At 55.6% G+C, this 20,692-nt stretch carries 19 protein-coding genes and 1 pseudogene; 11 read left to right on the forward strand and 9 right to left on the reverse strand.

What is annotated here, in order from left to right; all coding sequences use genetic code 11:
* Positions 1-56 precede the first annotated feature (56 nt).
* On the reverse strand, positions 57-485 hold the full coding sequence (locus tag ACLL9E_RS10115; protein ID WP_411291614.1) for a hypothetical protein: 429 nt from the start codon (positions 483-485) through the stop codon (positions 57-59).
* Between the two features lie 62 nt (positions 486-547).
* Here ACLL9E_RS10115 and ACLL9E_RS10120 point away from each other — a divergent pair, with 62 nt between their 5' ends.
* From ACLL9E_RS10120 to ACLL9E_RS10155, 8 genes are all read left to right on the forward strand, one after another.
* Positions 548-958, forward strand: coding sequence for a hypothetical protein (locus ACLL9E_RS10120; protein ID WP_411291615.1), 411 nt, complete (start codon positions 548-550; stop codon positions 956-958).
* 51 nt (positions 959-1,009) lie between these two features.
* Positions 1,010-1,348 carry a hypothetical protein gene (locus ACLL9E_RS10125; protein ID WP_411291616.1) on the forward strand — a complete coding sequence of 113 codons (339 nt, stop codon included), beginning with the start codon at positions 1,010-1,012 and terminating at the stop codon, positions 1,346-1,348.
* Positions 1,349-1,418: 70 nt separating this feature from the next.
* A complete protein-coding gene (locus ACLL9E_RS10130) occupies positions 1,419-1,847 on the forward strand; it encodes a hypothetical protein (protein WP_411291617.1) in 429 nt (142 codons plus the stop codon).
* Positions 1,848-1,939: 92 nt separating this feature from the next.
* Positions 1,940-3,340 (forward strand): glycosyl transferase family protein, encoded by a 1,401-nt coding sequence (locus ACLL9E_RS10135; RefSeq protein ID WP_411291618.1) that lies wholly within the window; start codon positions 1,940-1,942, stop codon positions 3,338-3,340.
* Positions 3,340-4,395 (forward strand): hypothetical protein, encoded by a 1,056-nt coding sequence (locus ACLL9E_RS10140; RefSeq protein WP_411291619.1) that lies wholly within the window; start codon positions 3,340-3,342, stop codon positions 4,393-4,395. Before ACLL9E_RS10135 ends, ACLL9E_RS10140 begins: the two co-directional genes overlap by 1 nt.
* Before the next feature lie 51 nt (positions 4,396-4,446).
* On the forward strand, positions 4,447-5,361 hold the full coding sequence (locus tag ACLL9E_RS10145; protein ID WP_411291620.1) for a sulfite exporter TauE/SafE family protein: 915 nt from the start codon (positions 4,447-4,449) through the stop codon (positions 5,359-5,361).
* Positions 5,361-6,122, forward strand: coding sequence for a TIGR02186 family protein (locus ACLL9E_RS10150; protein ID WP_411291631.1), 762 nt, complete (start codon positions 5,361-5,363; stop codon positions 6,120-6,122). The genes ACLL9E_RS10145 and ACLL9E_RS10150 overlap by 1 nt, the downstream gene beginning before the upstream one ends.
* Before the next feature lie 117 nt (positions 6,123-6,239).
* Positions 6,240-7,961, forward strand: a complete 1,722-nt coding sequence (locus ACLL9E_RS10155; protein WP_411291621.1) for an ATP-binding protein — start codon at positions 6,240-6,242, stop codon at positions 7,959-7,961.
* Between the two features lie 44 nt (positions 7,962-8,005).
* Here ACLL9E_RS10155 and ACLL9E_RS10160 read toward each other — a convergent pair whose 3' ends face one another.
* From ACLL9E_RS10160 to ACLL9E_RS10185, 6 genes are all read right to left on the reverse strand, one after another.
* The gene (locus ACLL9E_RS10160) at positions 8,006-8,635 is read right to left on the reverse strand and encodes an RDD family protein (protein WP_411291622.1); all 630 of its coding nucleotides are present in this window, start codon (positions 8,633-8,635) and stop codon (positions 8,006-8,008) included.
* A 320-nt stretch (positions 8,636-8,955) separates the two neighbouring features.
* The gene (locus tag ACLL9E_RS10165; protein ID WP_411291623.1) at positions 8,956-9,891 is read right to left on the reverse strand and encodes a right-handed parallel beta-helix repeat-containing protein; all 936 of its coding nucleotides are present in this window, start codon (positions 9,889-9,891) and stop codon (positions 8,956-8,958) included.
* 13 nt (positions 9,892-9,904) lie between these two features.
* Positions 9,905-12,523 carry a methionine synthase gene (gene metH / locus ACLL9E_RS10170; RefSeq protein WP_411291624.1) on the reverse strand — a complete coding sequence of 873 codons (2,619 nt, stop codon included), beginning with the start codon at positions 12,521-12,523 and terminating at the stop codon, positions 9,905-9,907.
* Positions 12,524-12,548: 25 nt separating this feature from the next.
* Positions 12,549-13,595 (reverse strand): homocysteine S-methyltransferase family protein, encoded by a 1,047-nt coding sequence (locus ACLL9E_RS10175; protein ID WP_411291625.1) that lies wholly within the window; start codon positions 13,593-13,595, stop codon positions 12,549-12,551.
* Positions 13,592-14,533, reverse strand: a complete 942-nt coding sequence (gene metF, locus ACLL9E_RS10180) for a methylenetetrahydrofolate reductase (protein WP_411291626.1) — start codon at positions 14,531-14,533, stop codon at positions 13,592-13,594. The genes ACLL9E_RS10175 and metF overlap by 4 nt, the downstream gene beginning before the upstream one ends.
* On the reverse strand, positions 14,530-15,528 hold the full coding sequence (locus ACLL9E_RS10185; RefSeq protein ID WP_411291627.1) for an ArsR/SmtB family transcription factor: 999 nt from the start codon (positions 15,526-15,528) through the stop codon (positions 14,530-14,532). Before ACLL9E_RS10185 ends, metF begins: the two co-directional genes overlap by 4 nt.
* 229 nt (positions 15,529-15,757) lie before the next feature.
* Between ACLL9E_RS10185 and ACLL9E_RS10190 the strand changes: the two genes are divergently transcribed.
* The gene (locus ACLL9E_RS10190) at positions 15,758-16,048 is read left to right on the forward strand and encodes a hypothetical protein (RefSeq protein WP_411291628.1); all 291 of its coding nucleotides are present in this window, start codon (positions 15,758-15,760) and stop codon (positions 16,046-16,048) included.
* A 117-nt stretch (positions 16,049-16,165) separates the two neighbouring features.
* Here ACLL9E_RS10190 and ACLL9E_RS10195 read toward each other — a convergent pair whose 3' ends face one another.
* Positions 16,166-17,257: a serine hydrolase gene (locus ACLL9E_RS10195; protein ID WP_411291629.1), complete on the reverse strand. Its 1,092-nt coding sequence runs from the start codon at positions 17,255-17,257 to the stop codon at positions 16,166-16,168.
* 260 nt (positions 17,258-17,517) lie between these two features.
* Between ACLL9E_RS10195 and ACLL9E_RS10200 the strand changes: the two genes are divergently transcribed.
* Entirely contained in the window at positions 17,518-19,080 is a 1,563-nt protein-coding gene (locus ACLL9E_RS10200; protein ID WP_411291630.1) for a helicase HerA-like domain-containing protein, read from the forward strand.
* Between the two features lie 2 nt (positions 19,081-19,082).
* Here ACLL9E_RS10200 and queF read toward each other — a convergent pair whose 3' ends face one another.
* Positions 19,083-19,541: a preQ(1) synthase gene (gene queF, locus ACLL9E_RS10205; protein WP_411291632.1), complete on the reverse strand. Its 459-nt coding sequence runs from the start codon at positions 19,539-19,541 to the stop codon at positions 19,083-19,085.
* Between the two features lie 54 nt (positions 19,542-19,595).
* On the opposite strand from queF, the pseudogene ACLL9E_RS10210 reads away from it, so the two are divergent.
* Positions 19,596-20,692: pseudogene (locus ACLL9E_RS10210) on the forward strand (hypothetical protein); the annotation flags it as partial.

A 20,692-nucleotide genomic window follows, 5' to 3' on the forward strand; every position in this document is an offset into this window, starting at 1 on the left:
ATTGGCCTAACAGCATTAGGTATAGCCGTGAAAATCGCCTTAGCTGTCATCTTAGGTTAAATGTAATCCAGCGCCCAGCGCGTAGGATACCCCTCAACCATAACCACCCCAATACCAACACGCCGCTTGAGCGATTGCCGCAAACTGGCTGCAACGTCCCTAGCAGTCTGTAGATCGTAAGGGATGCCAGCGCGTTCCATTGTGAGTACAGCCAACTCTTGCGTCGTCATAGGCTTACCAGCTTCACGCAAAGCATCGATTGCCAACCTTATCCCGTAGCCTTTTGACCGCCAACGGACGGCCTTGTTCGGGACAATGGGCGCAATGGCTGATACGTCATAGTCGTCACGGAACAGCCGTATCGTGGCTTCAACGTGCGCCATGCTCTTGCGCAGCTTCGTAGCCTCTGCATTGTGACGAACTAGGTGGCCCTTCAACTCTGCGTATTTGCGGTTGAGGGCGAGAATAACGATCTTTTCAGCCATGGATTCACATTAGCAAATGCGTGTGTTATGGGCAGTCAGAGACTTCCTGTAACTGATACATAATGCCGCGGGAGCTAGGTATTTCCCACTTTACCGTCGATCAACGCCTCGACGCCGCTCGGCGCAAGCTAAATGCCCCGAGCCGTAAGGACGCCGCCAAAATATTCGATGCATTTGAGAACCGCGCGATATCCGAGCCGTTCGTATACGAAACATCCCAACCGTTGGTATACGAAACATTACCACTTGAGCCTTCCCAATTTGACATTAACCAAAGTTCTACTCCGGATCGGAAAAAACAGAAAGTGGCGGCCTTGTTTTCGCTTCATCATCTGCCACCGATTGGAGGCGAACGACATGAATTATCGAACAGGGAAGTTCTTGTTCATGTCTTGAATATTGCGTTTTTCAGCACGCTGGTGATGGCATTTGTTGTAGTGGTTTTAACGGGAACGTTTCGGCTGTTTCAATAAATATCCTCTCGCTGGCTGAACATTGGCCTGGATCAAGAGGGGGACATAAGCATGGTAAATTTCAAGTTTGAATCCGCAGAGCAATTGGCAACGGACATTCGCTCGGCGCATCAGGCAATCGACAACGCTTTGGCAGATTTGGCGAGCCTGACCTTTTCGGTCATCGAAGTTTGCCGTCATTCTGATGCGTCGCCCGCCCATACGCAGGCCGCAATTGAAGGCGTAGCGAGCGGCCTTTCCAAAATGGTCGATGCCCGAAAGGGGTTTGTAAATGCCCACCGCAAAATCGCGGTGGCACAGCGTGATAGCAACCTACAAGAAATTAATTTCGGGTGCGTTGGCCCGGGCCCCCTAACCCGACCAGTCGGTCTCCAGGTCGTAAACGGCTAAGGTCGGGCACCCTTGCCCGTTCGCAAACAATGTATTGAGGACGGGCAAGGGCAAGCGCATAGGCATGGGCATGGACATTATCGTACTGGCTTTTAACTTTGCACTGCTCATGTGCGCCTTTTATGCCATCGTAATTGGTGGCAGGACGGGAAAGGCCGGATCAGCGATTTTCATCTTGGCAACGATTTTGAGCAACGCGGCTGCGTGGATGGACCCTGACTGGGTGGGAACATCTTTTGGGCTTCTTGCAGTCGACAGCTTATGCCTGTTGGCGTTGGCGGTTCTTGCGTTGACCAGCAACCGTCACTGGCCAATGTGGGCGATGGGTTTTCAAACGATAGCGGTCGCCACGCATCTCGCTACACTAACAGCGCCCGAAATTGTGCCCAAATCATACCAGGCCTTATTGTCTTTTTGGGCGATACCGATCCTTTGGGTGATGGTCGCCGGCACCCATAAAGACCGGCAATACGAGAAACGCAAAACAAGGCCAGCCTGAAATCAAACACGCGTGAATCGCATTACGCCTGAATCACTACACTGAGAGACACCAACACCGAAACAGCGCATGCCGAATGAAGGGTCGTATTTTTGGCTCACAGGATTTTCACATTGCTGGAAACGGCACAGCATGAACTGCTGCTGTTCAGCGCCATTTTTTTGCTGCTCGGTGGGCTGGATGCGTTGTGCATCGATGCCGTCTGGATTGCGCGGCGCGTATACCGCCGGTGGAGGTTTTACCGCCTTACACCCCCTCTAAGAGCACATCAGCTGCCTATGCCAAGTAACGATGGGCTGCTCGCCATTTTCGTTCCGGCGTGGGGCGAAGCAGCCGTCATTGGAACCATGCTTCAACATTGTACCCGCCAGTGGCACAATAGCGGCTGTCGCCATCGCATCTATGTTGGCTGTTATCCCAATGACCCGCAATCGGCAGCCGCCGTGATCGGCGCAGCCCGATCCAATATGCATATACAGCTTGTGTTCGTTCGCCATGATGGTCCCACGACCAAGGCCGATTGCCTTAACCGGTTGTGGCACGCGTTGCTTGCGGATGAAATCGCAGGTGGATTTAAGGCAAAGGCGATCGTCCTGCACGACGCAGAGGACGCTGTGCATGCAGACGAGCTTCACGTCTTTAACTGCCTCGTGTTGAAAGGCGGTGCCGTGCAATTGCCAGTCATCCCGGTACGTACCGCGCACTCAACATGGATTAGCGGCCATTATTGCGACGAATTTTCCGATGCACATGGCAAGAACATGGTGGTCCGTGAAGCATTGGGCGCGCCATTGCCGCTCGCCGGCGTGGCCTGTGCCATTGATCGCAATCTTATGGCCCGAATGGCCATGCTCAATAATGGCCTTCCGTTCGACCCGAATAGTCTGACCGAAGACTATGAGCTTGGAATCCGTATCGGCTCGGTGGGCGGACGAACAATCATGGCGCGCGTTCTGGATAGCGATGGCAGGCTGGTGGCGACACGGGCATGCTTTCCGGACACATTGACGGCATCGGTTCGGCAGAAGACCCGCTGGCTAATTGGCATTGCGCTTGCTGGCTGGGACCGGATTGGCTGGCGCGGGAATTTGGCCCAAAAATGGATGCTGCTTCAGGACCGCAAATCGATTTTCGCCGCGGTCGTCATCGTCGCGGCCTATATCTGCATTTTCTTAAGCGCGATTTTAAACGGCGCACAATTGCTCGGCGCTTATCAACCAGCCCCCTTTCCCGCATCGCTGATTTTGCTGCTCTGGCTCAACCTTGCATTTTTGCTGTGGCGGTTGGGTGTGCGCGCCAGCTTTGTCGCCGCAATATATGGGCCGAAAGAGGCATTCATATCCGTCCCGCGAAGCTTGATCAGCAACATTATCGCAATCATGGCAGCGCGGCGCGCCTGTACCGCTTATGTCCGGCATTGTCTCGGGGCGCCGTTGAAATGGGATAAAACCACGCATCATACGGTTCCCGAAATTCTCGCCGGGCGCAATTGATGCGCGGTAAGGCAGTCGTGTTCCTTGTCCTGTTGGGCACGACCTGGACCACCGCCAGAATATTGATCAACCGTGTGGAGGACCCGGCAGTGCGGGTACGCGGGCAGCCACAGATTGCCTCACGCGCTGCCGCCCCGTTCCAAACAGCTTGGCTGGAACTTATGCGTAAGCAGCAATCGAACCTGACCAAGACGCGCAGGTTCGCCCTTGCCTCGGGACCAAGCCAACCTCGCCTGCCTCCTACCAAACGCCCTCATACCGCACGCCCACAACCCCGTCCGGATTTTGAAGCGCATGACCAAACCGAAGAAAGCTTTATGCACATCGCGATTGCGGATTCCAAATGGCCTGCCGATGCTTTGTCTCTTGGGCCTCCCCCTCCTGCTAAACCAAGTCCGCGCCCCATTGAATTTTATGGCTATAGTTTTTGGCGGGTTGGCCAAAGTGCGCAGGGGCCGCTTGGGCTTGGCCTCGGACAATATGGTGGTAGTCAAAGCGCGTTGTTGATAGCAGTGCCCCTGGATCGGTTTTCCGGGGTCGATGGCGTCTCAATGTTTGCACTGATTGCCCGGGTTTCGGCATCGCATGGCCGATTGCGTGAACGCGAGTTGGCAGCGGGGCTAAAGTGGCGACCATTGGTGTCTTTCCCTGCACAGATTTCGGTTGAAAGACGGTTCCGCGAAGACCGGCCCGATGCCATCGCTGCCTTTGTCTCTGGCGGTACTGATGGTGCCAAACTACCGCTCCGCTTCGTCCTTGACGGATATGGTCAGGCGGGCTTTGTCGGGGGCACAGGCGGGGGTGGTTTTGCCGATATCCAGGTACACGCACAAAGACCGCTCTTAAGCGACAAACCCGCCAAAATTAATGCAGGCGTTGGACTTTGGGGTGGCGGGCAGGACAGCATAATGCGGGTCGAAATTGGACCGTCCATTCGGGCAGTATTGCCGACGGGCGGCGCGCAATTCCGGCTGGACGCCAGCTGGCGTTTCCAAATCGCAGGCAACTTGCGGCCTAGCAATGGCCCGGCAGTCACCTTGTCCACCAGTTTCTAAGCGCTCGCCTTTATCCTGCCGTCAAATGCCGTTAGGGTCCGGTGGTCGATTATGGATATCTATCTTCCCATAGCCAATTTGTCGGTCAACGCACTGGTCATCATCCTGCTGGGTGGCGGTGTTGGTGTGCTGTCTGGCATGTTTGGCGTCGGCGGCGGATTTCTGACCACGCCGCTGTTGATTTTCTATGGCATACCGCCAGCGGTCGCTGCCGCCTCTGCATCCACTCAAGTCACCGGCGCAAGCGTATCGGGCGTGTTCGCGCATATGAAACGCGGCGGTGTTGATTTTCAGATGGGCGCTGTATTGGTTGTGGGCGGTATATTCGGAACAGCTGCGGGTGCGTTCATATTCGAGATACTGGAAGCACTTGGCCAGATCGATACCGTTATCAATATTCTCTATGTTGTGATGCTTGGCAGTATCGGTGGCCTGATGGCGAAAGAAAGCCTGACGAGCGTTCTTGCGGTCCGGGCCGGCAGACCTGTCGCAGCCGCCAAGCGCCGACACCATCCGCTGGTGGCAAATCTGCCCATGAGATGGCGCTTTTATCGATCCGGTCTTTATATCTCGCCGATCGCGCCGCTGATATTGGGTTTTATCACCGGGATCATGACCATGCTGCTTGGCGTTGGCGGTGGTTTTATCATGGTTCCTGCAATGCTGTATCTATTGGGCATGGGGGCTCAAGTCGTCGTCGGGACGTCGTTGTTCCAGATTCTCTTTGTCACCATGGCATCGACGATGATGCACAGCCTGACGACAAAGGCGGTCGATATTGTGCTTGCGGTGTTTCTGCTCATCGGCAGTGTGACGGGCGCGCAGATCGGGGCACGTCTGGCGCAGCGCATGCGGCCCGAATATTTGCGCCTGTTCCTCGCCAGCATCGTTCTGCTCGTTGCTGTGCGGATGGCGCTTGGCCTTGGCTGGCGTCCCGATGAAATCTACACATTGCAGGCCCTATGATGCGCTGGCTGGCTTTGTTGCTGTTCTTTCTCCCGGTCGGAGCTGTCGCACAAAATGTGCCCAAGCTTGTGCCTGACGTCTCGCAGCGGGAAATCAATATTCAGTCGGGCTTCACAGGTGCCGAAATGCTCTTGTTCGGGGCAATTATTTACCCGCGCGGTGTCGCTCCAGAAGGGCAAGTGGATGTGGCCGTTGTTTTGCGCGGTCCCACCCGCCCAGTAACGCTGCGTGAAAAGCAAAAGATTGCAGGGATTTGGGTGAATGCCGACAGCACGGACTTTCGATCCGTCCCTGCATATTATGCCATTGCGTCGTCGCGCCCGCTTGATCAAATCGTCAGCAGCAAAACGGCCGCCATTTACGAACTTGGCCTTGAGCGGCTGCAATTGTCCCCAAGCGGTGAGGTCGATGCGGCCGAGCAGCGCCGCTTTGTCGAAGGGTTGGTGGACTTGAATCGCCGCAATGGCCTTTTTCGGCAAGAGGCGGGTACGGTCGAAATTACCGATCAGGTCCTCTATCGCGCGCGCCTCAATATTCCGTCGAGCGTTCCTGTGGGTGTTTACACCGCCGAGACTCTGTTGATCCGCAACGGCAGGGTTATTGTGGCGGACGACAATGTCGAGGTGCGGATCAGAAAGACCGGATTTGAACAATTGGTGACGATTTTGGCGCAGGACTATGCACTATTTTACGGCGCAATGGCGGTGCTTGTATCGCTTCTGCTTGGCTGGTTCGCTGGATTTGTCTTTAACCGGCTTTGACAAATTGAACGTTGCGACGTGCAGTGCTGATCTCGCAACCGTCTGTCCCCGATAGTAAATAATTCTTTACCTTCTGTGCCTATTTCCGGTCACTTCTGGATAAAAAGGACGGCCGCAATGGATATTTTGGCACATCGGGATTTTTCGAACAGCCAGTCTGGGCAACAAGACCAAGCGGCTGACCTATCGACTGTTACGCCCGATGCAGCGCCGCCCACCGGCCATGTGTCAACTAACACTGCTTTGCATCATATTGGATTCGTGATGGAAATTGCGGGGTCGGGATCGCAAGTCACGCTTGATGCCGGCATTTTGAGCAGCCTTGTGTCTCATAAAGACCCAAGCATTGCCATGGCAGGACAGGTCGGCAGCCAGATCAAGATCCGCGTTGGCAGCACATGGCTCCTCGCGAGTATCCGCACGCAAAAGCTGCACGAAACCGACCATAATGTCATCGTAACTCAAGTCGATTTTCTGGGCGAGGGCGACGAGGAAAAGCTGACGGGAAAAATCTACAATTTCCGCCGGGGTGTAACGCGTTATCCGGTCCCCGGCAGCGAAGTATATGCGGTATCCAGCCTTGACCTGAAGCAGGTATATGCTGCCGATGCCCGTGCCCATGTAGAAATCGGCACAGTGTTTCCGACGAAGGATATTCGCGGTGCGCTGTATGTCGACGCCATGCTTGGCAAGCATTTTGCGCTGCTTGGATCAACCGGCACAGGTAAATCGACCTGCGCCGCGCTTATCCTGCACAAAATCTGCGACATCGCGCCCGAAGGCCATATCGTCATGATCGACCCGCACGGCGAATATAGCGCAGCGTTTAAAGATAATGGCGCTTTGTTTGACGTGAACAATCTTGCCATGCCCTATTGGATGATGAACTTCGCCGAGCATTGCGAAATTTTCGTCACGTCCAGTGGCGACGACAGGCAGATGGATTCGGATATATTGGCGCGCTGCCTTCTTCAGGCACGATCCAAAAACCGGATTGCCGAAACGATTGGCAAGCTTACCGTTGACGCGCCTATTCCCTATTTATTGTCCGATTTGACGAACATCATCCAGAATGAAATGGGGCGGCTCGACAAGGCATCGTCGTCTGCACCGTTCATGCGGCTGAAGAATAAAATCGACGAGTTAAAGGCTGACCCACGGTATAACTTCATGTTTTCAGGGATGCTCGTTGGCGACACCATGGCGGATTTTGTGGGCAAGATTTTCCGCCTGCCCTCGCATCGCAAACCTATTTCGATCATCGATGTGTCGGGCGTGCCGTCAGATATTACGTCAACCGTTGTCGCCGTGCTGTCACGTCTGGTCTTCGATTATGCTATCTGGTCGCGCAACGAAGCGCAGCGGCCGATCTTGCTCGTCTGCGAGGAAGCGCACCGTTATATCCCGTCCGAACGTGTGGCCAAGGACAGCGCCGTGCGGTCAATCCTTGAACGCATTGCCAAGGAAGGCCGTAAATATGGCGTATCGCTTGGCCTGATCACGCAGCGGCCATCCGATCTGGCCGAAGGCGTGCTATCACAATGCGGCACCATTATTTCGATGCGTCTGAATAACGACCGCGACCAAGCCTTTGTCCGGGCTGCGATGCCCGAGGGCGCGCGCGGCTTTCTTGACTCCATCCCGGCGTTGCGTAACCGCGAATGCATTGTCTGCGGCGAAGGTGTCAGCATTCCCATCCGCGTTGCGCTCGACAATCTCGAAGAGGAAAAGCGCCCTGCATCGGACGATCCGTTGTTCAGCGTGCTGTGGCAGGAAACCGGCGGCGAAACCGAGATATTAGAACGGGTAGTCCGGAGATGGCGCGCGCAGGGGCGGTGATAAGCGCCGGCGCATATTTTCCTTTAAGCGGATATTCAAGAACCTTATCGGGCGAATTCTGATGCTGTAAGCTCCGCTTGATCGAGTGACTGCCCGAACCCGTCCTGAACGACGCTTATGGTCAGGATCAGGCCTATAGTCAGGACTGCAGTTAATATCGTGCCGCCAAAAGATGCGCTTTCGGAAATGACATAGGTGTCCAGGCTCTCGTCCCAGATGGTCTCGCGACCATTGCGTATCCTAGAATACGCAAACAGCATCGCGATCAAATCAAGGAACGGTAAGTAAAGAAACATGCCGACAATCAAAACCAGCATGTTTCGGTAAAAAGCTTCGAAAAGTGTCAACCGACGGCCGGATTTTTTTATCACCTTGATACCTGCAAGGGCGCGTCCAAAGGTCTGACCAAAGAAGGCTAAACAAAAGGCATCCATTGCCATCAAGAGGGTGAGCGTAAACAGGAAGCTGGGGATAATCCCAGTCAGATTCGTAGGCGTCGAAAAAGCGTCCGGGAAATAATGCGAAAGAACACCGGAAACGAATGAGATGATCAGCAACAAAAACGCTACGTCTAGCTGACGCGACCAGAAGCGTTGCCCAGCCGTCGCCAAAACAACATGGCGCGCATCGTTATCGTAACCGGATCGCGCCCAGGATGTAGTTTTCAACGACATTCGACGCCCCTTAGCCTCAACAAGAAGGCCTCGTGCTGGACGAAATGTGTTAATAGCTTATTGTTTTATATCTATTTTTATGCGTCCATTAAATCTACGCCTTCAACGAAGGCGCCAGTGTGGGCCGAAGCGCCATATGAAAAAGCACGCTTGCAATGTAGGATTTGATTTGAGACTGTCGCCAGGTCGGCACGGTTCTTTCTCAATGTGGGCATTGTGAAAAAATATGTGGGACAGCCATGTGTGGCCCGGCCACAAAGCTTGGGTAATGCGGCAGAGACAAGGTTCGTTTAGGTGAGAACTTAGTGTGACTTTCCAAACTACCGCGCACGTTTCTCGAACGGCTTTACCCCGGGGCCAAGCCTGTTCCCGCCCAAGGCAAGACGGTCGCCCGACCAGTCTGCAACAAAGGCGGCGGCCTTCGTGGTGCCGGACGCGATGGTGGCTTCATTTGCGTTGATTGAAAGTTCATCGCTGCTTTGTGTCCGCCTTTCCGACGCAATAGCGATGAAAATGCTGTCATCTGCCTTGGATTGACCCTGGACGAAGATGTTGCGTGAGATGCTGCCATTTGCGCCAATGGGCAGATCGACCATGAAGCTGGTGGCGCGACCACGGCTATCGTCAAAAGCGTTATCGGTGATGGTCACGCGGGCAGCGCCGCTTTTGATATAATGCCCCCCGTTTCCGCGCTCAAAGCGGCTTTTGGTAATGGAAAGCGTTCCAACACGGCCAATGTCGACACCCTGAGTGCAAGGCAAGCCGCGGCCACACCGCCCAAGCCCTGAAAAACTTGATTGGTCGATGCTAATTTTGCTGCGCGGGTCGTCCAACACCAAAATACCCTGTTCGCTGTTGCGAAAAACGGCACGCGTGACTGACAAATCGCCCTTTTCAAGCCGGATGCCTGCGCCTTTGGCTGCTGGCCCCTGCAAATTCTGAAAGATGATGCCATCGACCCGCGTCGCTTGTCCACGCAGAATGAGTGCAGCTTTCTTCTCGCAAATCTTGCCTTCCAATATGCTTTGCCCGGGGATCGCAGCACGAAAGGCAATGTTGCCCGATTTCTGCACGGCGCACTGGCGATAGGTGCCAGGTGCAATGATGATCGTACCATCGCCGGTGCCAATGGAGTCGACCGCCGCCTGAAGGCTTTTGTAAGACCGCCCGGTTTGCGCGTTCTGGAATGGCGCGACGTTCTGCGCCAAGGCAGCAGTCGATAGGCTTACGGCCAACATCAGTGACGTCAGCTTCATGACGGCGCAGCGCTCATTCGTTCAGATTTGGCCGTAAATACTGCCGCGCGCGGTCCATTTCCAACCCACGACGTGCGGCATAGTCGGAAACCTGATCATCGCCAATCCGGGCCACACCGAAATATTCGGATTGCGGGTGACCAAAATACAGACCGCTGACCGCAGCGGTCGGCAACATGGCAAAGCTTTCAGTCAACGTAATCCCGGTTTTGTGCGTGGCATCCAAAAGGTCGAACAGTATTGGCTTCAGGCTGTGATCGGGACAAGCGGGGTAACCGGGTGCCGGCCGAATGCCCCGATATTCCTCGCGGTTCAGTGCCTCGGGAGTGAACTGCTCATCGGGCGCATAGCCCCACAAATCCTTGCGAACATGCTCATGCATCCGTTCGGCAAAGGCCTCGGCCAGACGGTCGGCCAGCGCTTTCAACATGATGTCGGAATAATCGTCGATATTGGCCTTGAACTGCGCCAAATGCGTGCCGATGCCATGACCCGTTGTAACTGCAAAGCCGCCAATCCAGTCACCATCGCGGCTGATGAAGTCGGCCAAGCACATGTTCGCCTTGCCTTCGCGCTTGGCGATCTGTTGCCTTAAAAACGGCATGCGCACATGCGCCTCGGTCTTTTCGCAATAGACAACAACGTCGTCACCGTCGCGCCAGCATGGCCACAGACCAGCTACGCCCTTGGCACGAAGCCATTTTTCGTTGATGATTTTGTCGAGCATCGCATTGGCATCGGCAAAAAGGCCGGTCGCGCTCTCGCCCACGATGTCATCGGTGAGAATAGCCGGATAATTGCCATACAGTTCCCAGGCCCGAAAGAACGGCGTCCAGTCGATGTAATTGCGCAAATCGGCCAAATCCCAGTCGTCATAGACATGGACGCCGGGCTTTTGCGGCGGCGCGGGTTTCATGCTTTCGTCAATTTCAAAGGCATTGGCGCGCGCTTCCTCGAGCGTAGCCAAAGGCTTTGCAGTCTTGCCGGCGCGGGCATCGCGGATGTTGCCATATTCAATGCGTGTATCGGCCACAAACTTATCCGCCATCGTGTCGCTGACCAATGTGCCCGCCACGCCGACTGCACGCGATGCGTCAAGGACGTGGATGACCGGGCCGGAATAGACAGGTTCAATGCGCAAGGCGGTATGGGTTTTGGAGGTGGTTGCGCCGCCAATCATCAGCGGCATCGTCATTCCAGCCTTTTGCATTTCCTCGGCAACGGTGACCATTTCATCAAGCGAAGGCGTGATAAGCCCCGATAGCCCGATCATATCGGCATCATGCTCGACCGCGGCTTTCAAGATGCTCGGCCAAGGCACCATCACCCCAAGGTCGACTATTTCAAAGCCATTGCACTGAAGTACGACGCCTACGATGTTTTTACCAATATCATGCACGTCGCCTTTGACAGTCGCCATGATGATCTTGCCTTTGCCCTTCGCGCCAGCCTCTTTCTCCGCCTCAATATAGGGGAACAGATGCGCGACCGCCTTTTTCATGACGCGCGCCGACTTCACCACTTGCGGCAGGAACATCCGCCCCGATCCGAACAGGTCACCAACGACATTCATGCCGTCCATCAACGGCCCTTCGATAACTTCAATCGGCCTGCCGCCTGCTACCTTGATCGCAAGGCGTGCCTCTTCGGTATCATCGACAATATGCGCATCGATGCCCTTGACCAATGCATGTTCAAGCCGCTTGCTGACTGGCCAGCCGCGCCATTCTGCTTCGGCCTTTTCCTGCGCAACATCGGTCCCGCGATAGGTTTCGGCCAAAGCAATCAGGCGCTCGGTGGCATCTGGATCGCGGTTGAGGATGACGTCTTCGCAAGCCAGACGGAGCACTGGGTCGATCTCGTCATAGATATCGAGCTGCCCGGCATTGACAATGGCCATATCGAGCCCGGCCGGGATTGCATAATAAAGGAAGATCGAATGCATCGCGCGGCGAACAGGTTCGTTCCCACGAAAGCTGAATGACAGGTTGGACAGGCCGCCTGAATAATGCGCATGTGGGCACAGGACGCGCAGTTCCTTGACGGCCTCGATAAAGTCTACGCCGTAATTGTTATGCTCCTCAATCCCCGTCGCCACCGCAAAGATATTAGGGTCAAAGATGATGTCTTCGGGTGGAAAGCCTATGCCGAGCAGCAGATCATAAGCGCGTTTGCAAATCTCTACCTTGCGCCGCTGGGTGTCGGCCTGGCCGGTTTCGTCGAACGCCATGACAACGACCGCCGCGCCATAGGCCATGCACAAACGCGCGTGATGCAAGAAGGCTTCTTCGCCCTCCTTCATGGAGATCGAATTGACGATAGGCTTGCCTGAAACGCACTTCAATCCGGCCTCGATAACGCTCCATTTGGAGCTATCGATCATCAAGGGAACCCGCGCAATGTCGGGTTCCGCGGCTATACGCTTGATGAATGTCGTCATTGCCTCATGCGCATCAAGTAGGCCTTCATCCATGTTGATGTCGATGATCTGCGCACCGTTTTCGACCTGATCACGCGCCACTTCAACCGCGGCTTCATAATCGCCAGCAAGGATCAGCTTTTTGAACTTGGCACTGCCGGTGACATTCGTACGTTCGCCAATGTTCACGAAACGGGAGGAAGATGAAGTCATTTGTTTGTTCTACTTTAATAAATGATCAGGCGGCCATCACAAACGGCTCAAGCCCAGCAAGCCGCGTGAGGACATCAGCCTTTGGAATGGTGCGCGGTGCGCGATCTTCGACCGCCCTGGCGATGGCGGCAATATGGGCGGGCGTCGTGCCGCAACATCCGCCAACGATGTTCACCAGCCCGTCATCGAGCCACTGCCCAATCAATTGCGCGGTTGTTTCGGGAAGCTCGTCATATTCAGCCAGATCATTGGGCAAACCAGCATTCGGATAAGCCATCACCAGCGCATCGGCTTGTTTGGACAATGCCGCCAGATGCGGACGCAGCAGATCTGCGCCAAAAGAACAATTCAGCCCGATCGTCAGCGGCTTGACGTGGCGAATGGCGGCCCAAAAGGCTTCAACCGTATGCCCGGACAAATTGCGGCCCGCCATGTCTGTGATCGTCATCGAAATCATAAGCGGCACATCGCGCCCGCAAGCAGCGGCGGCTTCCTGCGCCGCCATCGCTGCGCATTTGGCATTCAGCGTATCAAAGATGGTCTCAATCAAAAGGAAGTCGACGCCGCCTTCGATCAACGCATCGCATTGTTCGCGGTAGACATCTTTCAGATAATCGAAGTCGATTTCGCGATAGCCTGGGTCATTAACATCAGGGGACAAGGACAATGTCTTGTTCGTCGGGCCAATCGAGCCAGCAACAAATCGCGGTGTGCCGTCCTTTGCTTCTGCGGCATCACAACAGGCGCGGGCAAGCTTTGCCGACTCCACATTCAGCTGCTGTACCAGATGCTCGCAGCCATAATCGGCCATGCTGATTTTGGTCGCGCTGAAGGTGTTGGTTTCAATCATGTCCGCACCGGCATCAAGATAGGCGCTGTGAATCGCGCCGACGATGTCGGGACGGGTAATCGACAACAGGTCGTTATTACCCTTTTGATCATGCGTGAGTTCAAGTTCGCCACGATAATCGGCCTCCGAAAGCTTATAGCCCTGGATCGCGGTGCCATAGCCGCCATCGAACACAAGGATCTGCTTGGCAGCTCTGGCGACAAATGCTTCGCGCGCGCTCATGCCGCTTCCTCCCGCGCTGTTGCCACTGGCCGCTTTCCGAGCAAATGACAGATGGCGTAGGAGAGTTCCGCGCGGTTCAATGTGTAGAAATGGAAATCACGCACCCCGCCCGCATAAAGCCGGCGGCACATTTCGGCCGCGACAGTCGCTGCAACCAGCTGCCGCGCGGACGGGTGGTCGTCGAGCCCATCAAACAGGTGCGCCATCCAGACGGGAATGGCCGTGCCCGTCATCTGCGACATGCGCGTGATAGCGGCGAAATTGGACACAGGCATGATGCCGGGGACGATTTCAGCATCGATACCCGCCGCGGCAACTGCATCGCGAAAACGGAAAAAGGTTTCAGGTTCGAAAAAGAACTGCGTAATCGCGCGGCTTGCGCCTGAATCAAGCTTTCGCTTGAGGAAATCGATGTCCGTAGATGCGGACAAGGCTTCTGGATGGGTTTCGGGATAAGCGCTGACCGAAATTTCAAAGGGATGAAGTTTGCGCAAGCCTTCGACGAGCTCTGCAGCGCTCGCATAGCCATCGGGATGCGGCACGAACTTGCCGTCCGAGCCCGGTGCGTCACCGCGCAAGGCAACGATATGGCGCACGCCAGCTTCCCAATACGCATGGGCAACATCGGCGATTTCGCCCTTGGACGCCTCAACGCAGGTAAGATGCGCCGCAGCTGGAATCGCGGTTTCGCGCGCGATGCGGGCAACGGTGTTGTGCGTCCGTTCGCGGGTGGTGCCGCCTGCTCCATATGTAACCGACACAAAGCGGGGTGCAAGCGGGGCCAAGGTCACAACCGATTCCCACAACTGCTCCTCCATCTTTTCCGTTTTGGGCGGAAAGAATTCGAAACTGATTTCGCAATCGCCGGAAAGCCCGGCAAATAGGGGTGAGGCCACCGCGCGGCTGGCTTCCTGCATCTGTGCAAGCGGGAGAATCATGCAACGATCCTTAAGTTGTTTTTGGAGCCTAATATGTTTTTCGGGTTGGGCGCGGCACTGGAAAGCTTTTGACCCATCCAGACTTTGACCACCAATTCGCCGGCTTCAAGCGCGGTTTGGTGCAGCATTTGGAGACCGTGGCTGGAAAAAGCCTTTTTCATGAAGTCATCGGCAAAGCCAAGCCGGGCATGGGCGTGGATGGTTCGAAGTTCTTCAAGGTTATGCGCAGCGAAGTCTACGATGACCAACCTGCCGCCCGGGGCGAGCGTGCGGATCGCCTCGGCGATAACGGCTTCGGGGTGCTGGGCATAGTGCAAAACCTGGTGAAAGATGACTGTGTCGAAGGTACCATCGGCAACCGGTAACATGTTAAAATCGCCAAGCTGGATGTCTACTTTGCTGGCAATTTCGGGGCTTAAGTATGCAAGCTTCGCCCGCGCGAGCCGCAACATCTCTGGACTATTGTCTACAGCTACAAAACGTTCGGCGTCACCGGCGAACAGTTCAACGATGCGTCCCGTCCCCGTACCCACGTCCAGAACACGCCCCAAAGGCGCGCTGTGCAGTATTTGCGCGAGCCGCGCCTCAACTTCGGAATCCGCTATATGCAGCGAGCGCAACGAGTCCCATTCTTCGGCATGCGCGGCAAAATAGGCAGCCGCCATGTCAGTGCGGGCATTGCGTACTTCGTCGAGCCTGAGCACATCGCGCTGGAATGCCTTTGCTTGAGTGACATCTGCCTGCGCCAGTAACGACGTTAATGGACTGTCGGTTAATATGTCTGCAGGTCGCAGGAAAACCCAGCTTCCTTCCTTGCGCCGTTCAAGAAGCCCTGCCTCGTCCAATATGCGGATATGACGGGAGACACGCGGCTGGCTTTGGTCAAGAATCTGCACCAGCTCACCCACCGACAATTCCAGGCGTAACACCAGAAAAACGATTCGCAACCGCGTCGGATCGGCCAAAGCCCGCATGATATTGAGCAAATTAATCATCACCCAATGATATAAAGAAATCTTTATATGAAGTCAATCGGCTCAAATCCGCCACATTTTCTACCGTAATGGTAGAGAACACACCAGAATCGCTGTGGACGCCCATCCTGCCTGCAAAAATCGCATTGCCACCGAATATTGAACGGGCTAGAGGGCTTTTCGCAGGCAAGCTGCAAACGTTGTAACATGCCTGTCAGGTTTTCATAAGTTTTGCTAGGGGGTTTCCCATATGAAGAAAATTGCTGTATCTCTCGTTCTTGCCGCTTCGCTCGGTTTGGCCGCTTGCTCAGGTGCTGAAGAAGCCACCACAGAAGCAACCGACGCAACCACAGAAGCAACCACAGAAGCTGCTGACGCCGCTGTAGAAGGCGCTGACGCTGCTGCACCAGCTGCAGACGCAATGGCAACTGACACTGCAACTGACGCGGCTGCAACTGCAACCGACGCTGCTGCAACTGCAACCGACGCAGCAGCAGCTGCTGGTGAATCTGCAGACGCTGCAAAAGAAGCTGCGAAGTAATATTCGCGCTTTTTAAGCGAACGTATTTGAGAAGGGCTGTCCTGTTTACAGGACGGCCCTTTTCTTTGTCAGCCGTCCACGTTGATTGCGATCAACCGCGCGTGCCGCGACAGTCGATTATGGCTGGTCGTGATATGCCGCCACAGTGCGCGACACAAATTGCATGAAGGACATGCGTTGCGGGATTGGCGCGGTCGTGCTGCCCATCATCACCGCCACGGCATAACGCGTTCCATCGGGCGCGGTCATGATACCAATATCATTATACCCCGTTGAAACAGGCGGCAAGATTTGCCCGGTCCCTGTTTTATGCAGGAAACGCCAAGTTGCGGGCACGCCGGCCTTCAACCGGTTCGGTCCGCTTGACGTGCGTGACATGATCCCCAGAATCAGCCGTGTGGAAGCGGGCGAAAGCAATTCCCCCTTTGCCAACCTGGCCAGCGCCCGGACAATGGCCTCGGGACTTGCCCCATCGACTGGGTTGGCAAGATAGCGATCGAGCGCCGCCTTTCGTGTTGCAAGCGGAACCGCGTCTCGTGCGGCGTAAAAACTACGGCCAATCGAATATTCCTGACGCCAGTCCAAACCCGCAATGCCGCTTTGCATCACGCGCTCGCCGGGCCCGAAGCGAATGGCACCCAGATTTTTCCGCACGAGGAAACTCTGCACCGCCTGCGGACCGCCAGCTGTACGCAAAAGCGAGTCGTTGGCGGTATTGTCGCTGCCGATGATGGCCTGTTCGAGCAAGCTCATCACGGTCACTTCGATTGCGCCATTGGCAACGACACGGTCACGGATTGGCTGGTGAAACACCGCCAAATCATCGCGTGTGATGCGCACTTTCTGATCAAGACGCACCTTGCCCTGATCGACCAGGTCCAAAATGGTGAGTGCGACCCAGGTTTTGGAAACACTTTGCTGCGGGAAAAGCTCGCCCATCCGCTGGCCAGTCACCCATTCGCCATTATCGACGCGCATGATGGCAACGCCCGTGCGACCGGGAAAAAGCCGCCATTGATCCTGCAGTAGATTTTCAAGTCCAGCCGGCGCACGCACAACTTGCGGGCGCGCGACGATTGTCGGCGCAATTGGTCTGGGGGTGGGCTGCGACCGAACGGGCGGCGTCGACACTGATACCGGCGCAGGCTGCGTGCGAGGAGGCGCACGCTCAGCTGCGACACATGCCGACAAGACAGATAGCAAAGCCAAGGACGAAATACTTTTGCCCCACGCATTTCTGACGCGCTGGCTTTCAATTTTTGCAAAATGGACCATATCCAAGTGGTAGAGCAGACGCATTCGTGATGACATCGGAAATAAACATTTTTGCGACGAACGATTCCTGTTCATCGACGAGATGAGCCAGTGTGTTGCTTAAATCATCCCCAACCGATTGCAGGATTTACTTGGGCGCGATGCCGCTTCATAAATATACCAGCAAAATCGCAATTCCAAAGAGGGGCCATTATATGGACAGCATTTTCATCGGAAACAATTCTAGCGGCCCGGAAGTGCTTAACCTCAAGCGGGCAAACCGGCATGGCCTCATCGCAGGCGCAACAGGTACGGGCAAAACCGTAACGTTACAAGGCATAATCGAAGGATTTTCTCTTGCGGGTGTGCCAAGTTTTGTTGCCGATGTAAAAGGCGACCTGTCAGGCTTGGCGATGGCGGGTTCGCCGCAGACCAAAACGCATGAAATCTTCGCCGCGCGCGCCGCTGAAATTAACCAGCAGGATTGGGCATACAAGGACAATCCAACGCAATTCTGGGATCTTTTTGGTGAACATGGGCATCCTGTGCGCACAACCGTTTCCGAGATGGGCCCGTTGTTGCTGGCGCGGCTGATGGACCTCAACGAAGTTCAGGAAGGCGTCCTCAATATCGCCTTTCACGTCGCTGACCAAGACGGCCTCTTGATGCTGGATCTTGACGATCTTCAGGCGATGCTGGTGCATTGCGGTGAGCGTGCCGACACGCTGACACTTGAATATGGCAATATCTCCAAACAATCAGTGGGCAGCATTCAACGCGCCTTGCTGCAATTGCGGTCTCAGGGTGGGGAGAATTTCTTTGGCGAACCTTCACTTGACCTCGACGAATTGATCCGCTGCGATGACAGCGGCCGAGGCGTGGTAAATATCCTTGCTGCCGACAAGCTCATGTCTAGCCCGAAGCTGTATTCAACTTTCTTGTTATGGTTGCTTTCCGAATTGTTCGAAACGCTTCCCGAAATTGGCGACCCCGAAAAACCAAAGCTCGTTTTCTTCTTTGATGAAGCCCATTTGCTGTTCGACAATGCGCCCAAGGCATTGCTTGAGAAAATCGAGCAGGTCGTCAGACTTATCCGGTCAAAGGGCGTTGGCGTATATTTTATCACGCAAAACCCGATCGATATTCCTGACACTGTCGCGGCGCAGCTAAACAACCGCATTCAGCATAAGTTAAATGCCTTTACCCCGCGCGACCAACAGGCCGTGCGGTCGGCAGCAGAAACCTTCCGCCCGAACCCCGCGCTTGATGTGGCGCAGGTCATCACTGAACTGAAGATTGGCGAGGCGCTGGTTTCCTTGCTTCAGCCCGATGGATCACCATCAATAGTTCAACGTACCCTTATCAAGGCGCCCGCAAGCCGCGTCGGCCCGCTGACTCCGCAAGAACGCGGCATCATGATGACGACGGACGCAGTGGGTGACAAATATGACGTATTGATTGATCGCGAATCTGCCGAAGAAATTTTGGCCGCCAAGAGCACACAGGCGGCGGCAGCAGCGCAGGAAGCAAAAGCGCAAGTCATAGCCGACAAAGAAGCAGCTACTGCAGCAAAAGAGGCTGCGCGGGCCGACGCTGCTGCGGCAAAAGAGGCTGCACGCCAGCAAGCGATCGCCGCACGTGAAGCTGCAAAGCCAAGCATGGCAGACAAGATGCTGCAATCTGCCGCCCGTTCCGCCGCCACCTCGATCGGCCGTCAGGTCGCCGGGTCGTTTGGAAAATCGTTGGTCCGCGGAATATTAGGCGGGCTGTTTAAATAGGTTCAGCCGCGGCCGCGATAAGGTGCCACGCCCTGTTCGGGAATCCAAAGCCCTTCGGGAGGCGCACCTGATTGCCAGAACACATCAATCGGGATACCCCCGCGCGGATACCAATAGCCGCCGATGCGTAGCCAATGCGGCTGCATTTCGTTAAACAGGCGCTGCCCAATGCCGACGGTGCAATCTTCGTGAAATGCGGCGTGGTTTCGGAACGAGCCCAGAAACAGCTTAAGCGATTTCGATTCGACGATCGTTGCATTTGGCGCATAGTCGATGACCAAATGCGCAAAATCGGGCTGAGCGGTTACCGGGCATAAAGAGGTAAATTCAGGCACCGCAAAGCGCGCAAGATATAGCGTATCCGGGCGCGGATTGGGAACATAATCCAGCTGTGCCTCTTCAGGCGTTTGTGGAAGTGCGCTTTGCGCGCCGAGGAATTTTGGCTTTGGCGTGTCAGTCATGCTCGCGCATTTACCCGTTTCACCACGCGAAGCAAACGGGTCATGCCACATGCCATGGATATTCATTCGTGGTTCACCCACATGCGCTTTGGACTTGGCCGCAACATGGCGACCCCGACATCATCAAAAACTATTGGCTGTTATGTCCTGCTGACGGCTTCGATTTTGCCGCTTACGGGTGGAATGACTGCGCGCGCGCAGGATGCCGCCGGCACCACGCCGCCTGAACTGCGCGACTTTCGTTTGGACCCTCCCCCCCGTGAGACCGCGCCGCAGCCCGAGGTGCCGGGGCCAGAAGTGCGCAGCCCGCAACAGGTCCCGCCGTCCCGGCAAGCACCCGCAACGCCGCCCGAAAATATCACGCCTGCCCCTGTCAACCCGCAACCAAGCCCCGCGACACCGGAGCCAGCGCCCGCCGACCCAGTTTCGTCCAGAAATGGCCCTGCCGGAAATAATCCATCAGAGGGCAATCGGCAGGATGTTCTCGCGGAACCATCAACAACGCCCATCCCTGGCGCTGCGCCAGCGCCGGTCGATGTTGCACCCGATGAAGCTACTGACCAACCCAGAAATGTTGCCCCGGCGCCGTCGGCATCAAGCGGCAAAACTGACCTTGGAATTGCGGCATTGGCTGGCTTATTACTTGCCCTATGCGCGTTAGGCCTGTTCTTATGGCGCAGGCGCGCAAAAGCCGTGTCGGTACCCGACACACAGCCGTTGGCGCGCAATGTTGCTCCAAACGCTAGACCAACCGATGCGGGCCCCCGCCCTGCGCCGACAGCCCCGCCTCCGGTGCCCCCGTCCATTGTACTAAGGGCACCAGCAGCGGCGCCGCGCCTTGTTTCCATGGAATTTGTCCCGGAAAATGCGGTGGTCAGTTTCACTAGCCTCAATATTCAGGGCAAGTTGCACATCGCAAATCCGGCCCATGTCGCCACCGACGAATTGGCGCTGCGCACGGTTTTAATCTCCGCGAGCAGTGACCAGCAGGACCAAATGGACAGCTTCTTTGCGGACCCGGGTCAAAATGCGGCGATGCCGCTGGTCGCGATTAAAGCTGGTGACAGCATCACGGTACCGCTGAAGGTTGGCGTTTCTTTAAGCGCGCTTCAGGCATTTTCGCTGCAGGAAAAGACGATGCTTGCACCCAT

The sequence above is a fragment of the Sphingorhabdus sp. genome (assembly GCF_046596595.1).
Classification (GTDB): domain Bacteria; phylum Pseudomonadota; class Alphaproteobacteria; order Sphingomonadales; family Sphingomonadaceae; genus Sphingorhabdus_B.

Coding starts and splice junctions, on each gene's coding strand:
- ACLL9E_RS10115 (WP_411291614.1), bottom strand. CDS start 485: ATGGCTGAAAAGATCGTTATTCTCGCCCTCAACCGCAAATACGCAGAG.
- ACLL9E_RS10120 (WP_411291615.1), top strand. CDS start 548: ATGCCGCGGGAGCTAGGTATTTCCCACTTTACCGTCGATCAACGCCTC.
- ACLL9E_RS10125 (WP_411291616.1), top strand. CDS start 1,010: ATGGTAAATTTCAAGTTTGAATCCGCAGAGCAATTGGCAACGGACATT.
- ACLL9E_RS10130 (WP_411291617.1), top strand. CDS start 1,419: ATGGACATTATCGTACTGGCTTTTAACTTTGCACTGCTCATGTGCGCC.
- ACLL9E_RS10140 (WP_411291619.1), top strand. CDS start 3,340: ATGCGCGGTAAGGCAGTCGTGTTCCTTGTCCTGTTGGGCACGACCTGG.
- ACLL9E_RS10145 (WP_411291620.1), top strand. CDS start 4,447: ATGGATATCTATCTTCCCATAGCCAATTTGTCGGTCAACGCACTGGTC.
- ACLL9E_RS10150 (WP_411291631.1), top strand. CDS start 5,361: ATGCGCTGGCTGGCTTTGTTGCTGTTCTTTCTCCCGGTCGGAGCTGTC.
- ACLL9E_RS10155 (WP_411291621.1), top strand. CDS start 6,240: ATGGATATTTTGGCACATCGGGATTTTTCGAACAGCCAGTCTGGGCAA.
- ACLL9E_RS10160 (WP_411291622.1), bottom strand. CDS start 8,635: ATGTCGTTGAAAACTACATCCTGGGCGCGATCCGGTTACGATAACGAT.
- ACLL9E_RS10165 (WP_411291623.1), bottom strand. CDS start 9,891: ATGAAGCTGACGTCACTGATGTTGGCCGTAAGCCTATCGACTGCTGCC.
- metH (WP_411291624.1), bottom strand. CDS start 12,523: ATGACTTCATCTTCCTCCCGTTTCGTGAACATTGGCGAACGTACGAAT.
- ACLL9E_RS10175 (WP_411291625.1), bottom strand. CDS start 13,595: ATGAGCGCGCGCGAAGCATTTGTCGCCAGAGCTGCCAAGCAGATCCTT.
- metF (WP_411291626.1), bottom strand. CDS start 14,533: ATGATTCTCCCGCTTGCACAGATGCAGGAAGCCAGCCGCGCGGTGGCC.
- ACLL9E_RS10185 (WP_411291627.1), bottom strand. CDS start 15,528: ATGATTAATTTGCTCAATATCATGCGGGCTTTGGCCGATCCGACGCGG.
- ACLL9E_RS10190 (WP_411291628.1), top strand. CDS start 15,758: ATGAAGAAAATTGCTGTATCTCTCGTTCTTGCCGCTTCGCTCGGTTTG.
- ACLL9E_RS10200 (WP_411291630.1), top strand. CDS start 17,518: ATGGACAGCATTTTCATCGGAAACAATTCTAGCGGCCCGGAAGTGCTT.
- queF (WP_411291632.1), bottom strand. CDS start 19,541: ATGACTGACACGCCAAAGCCAAAATTCCTCGGCGCGCAAAGCGCACTT.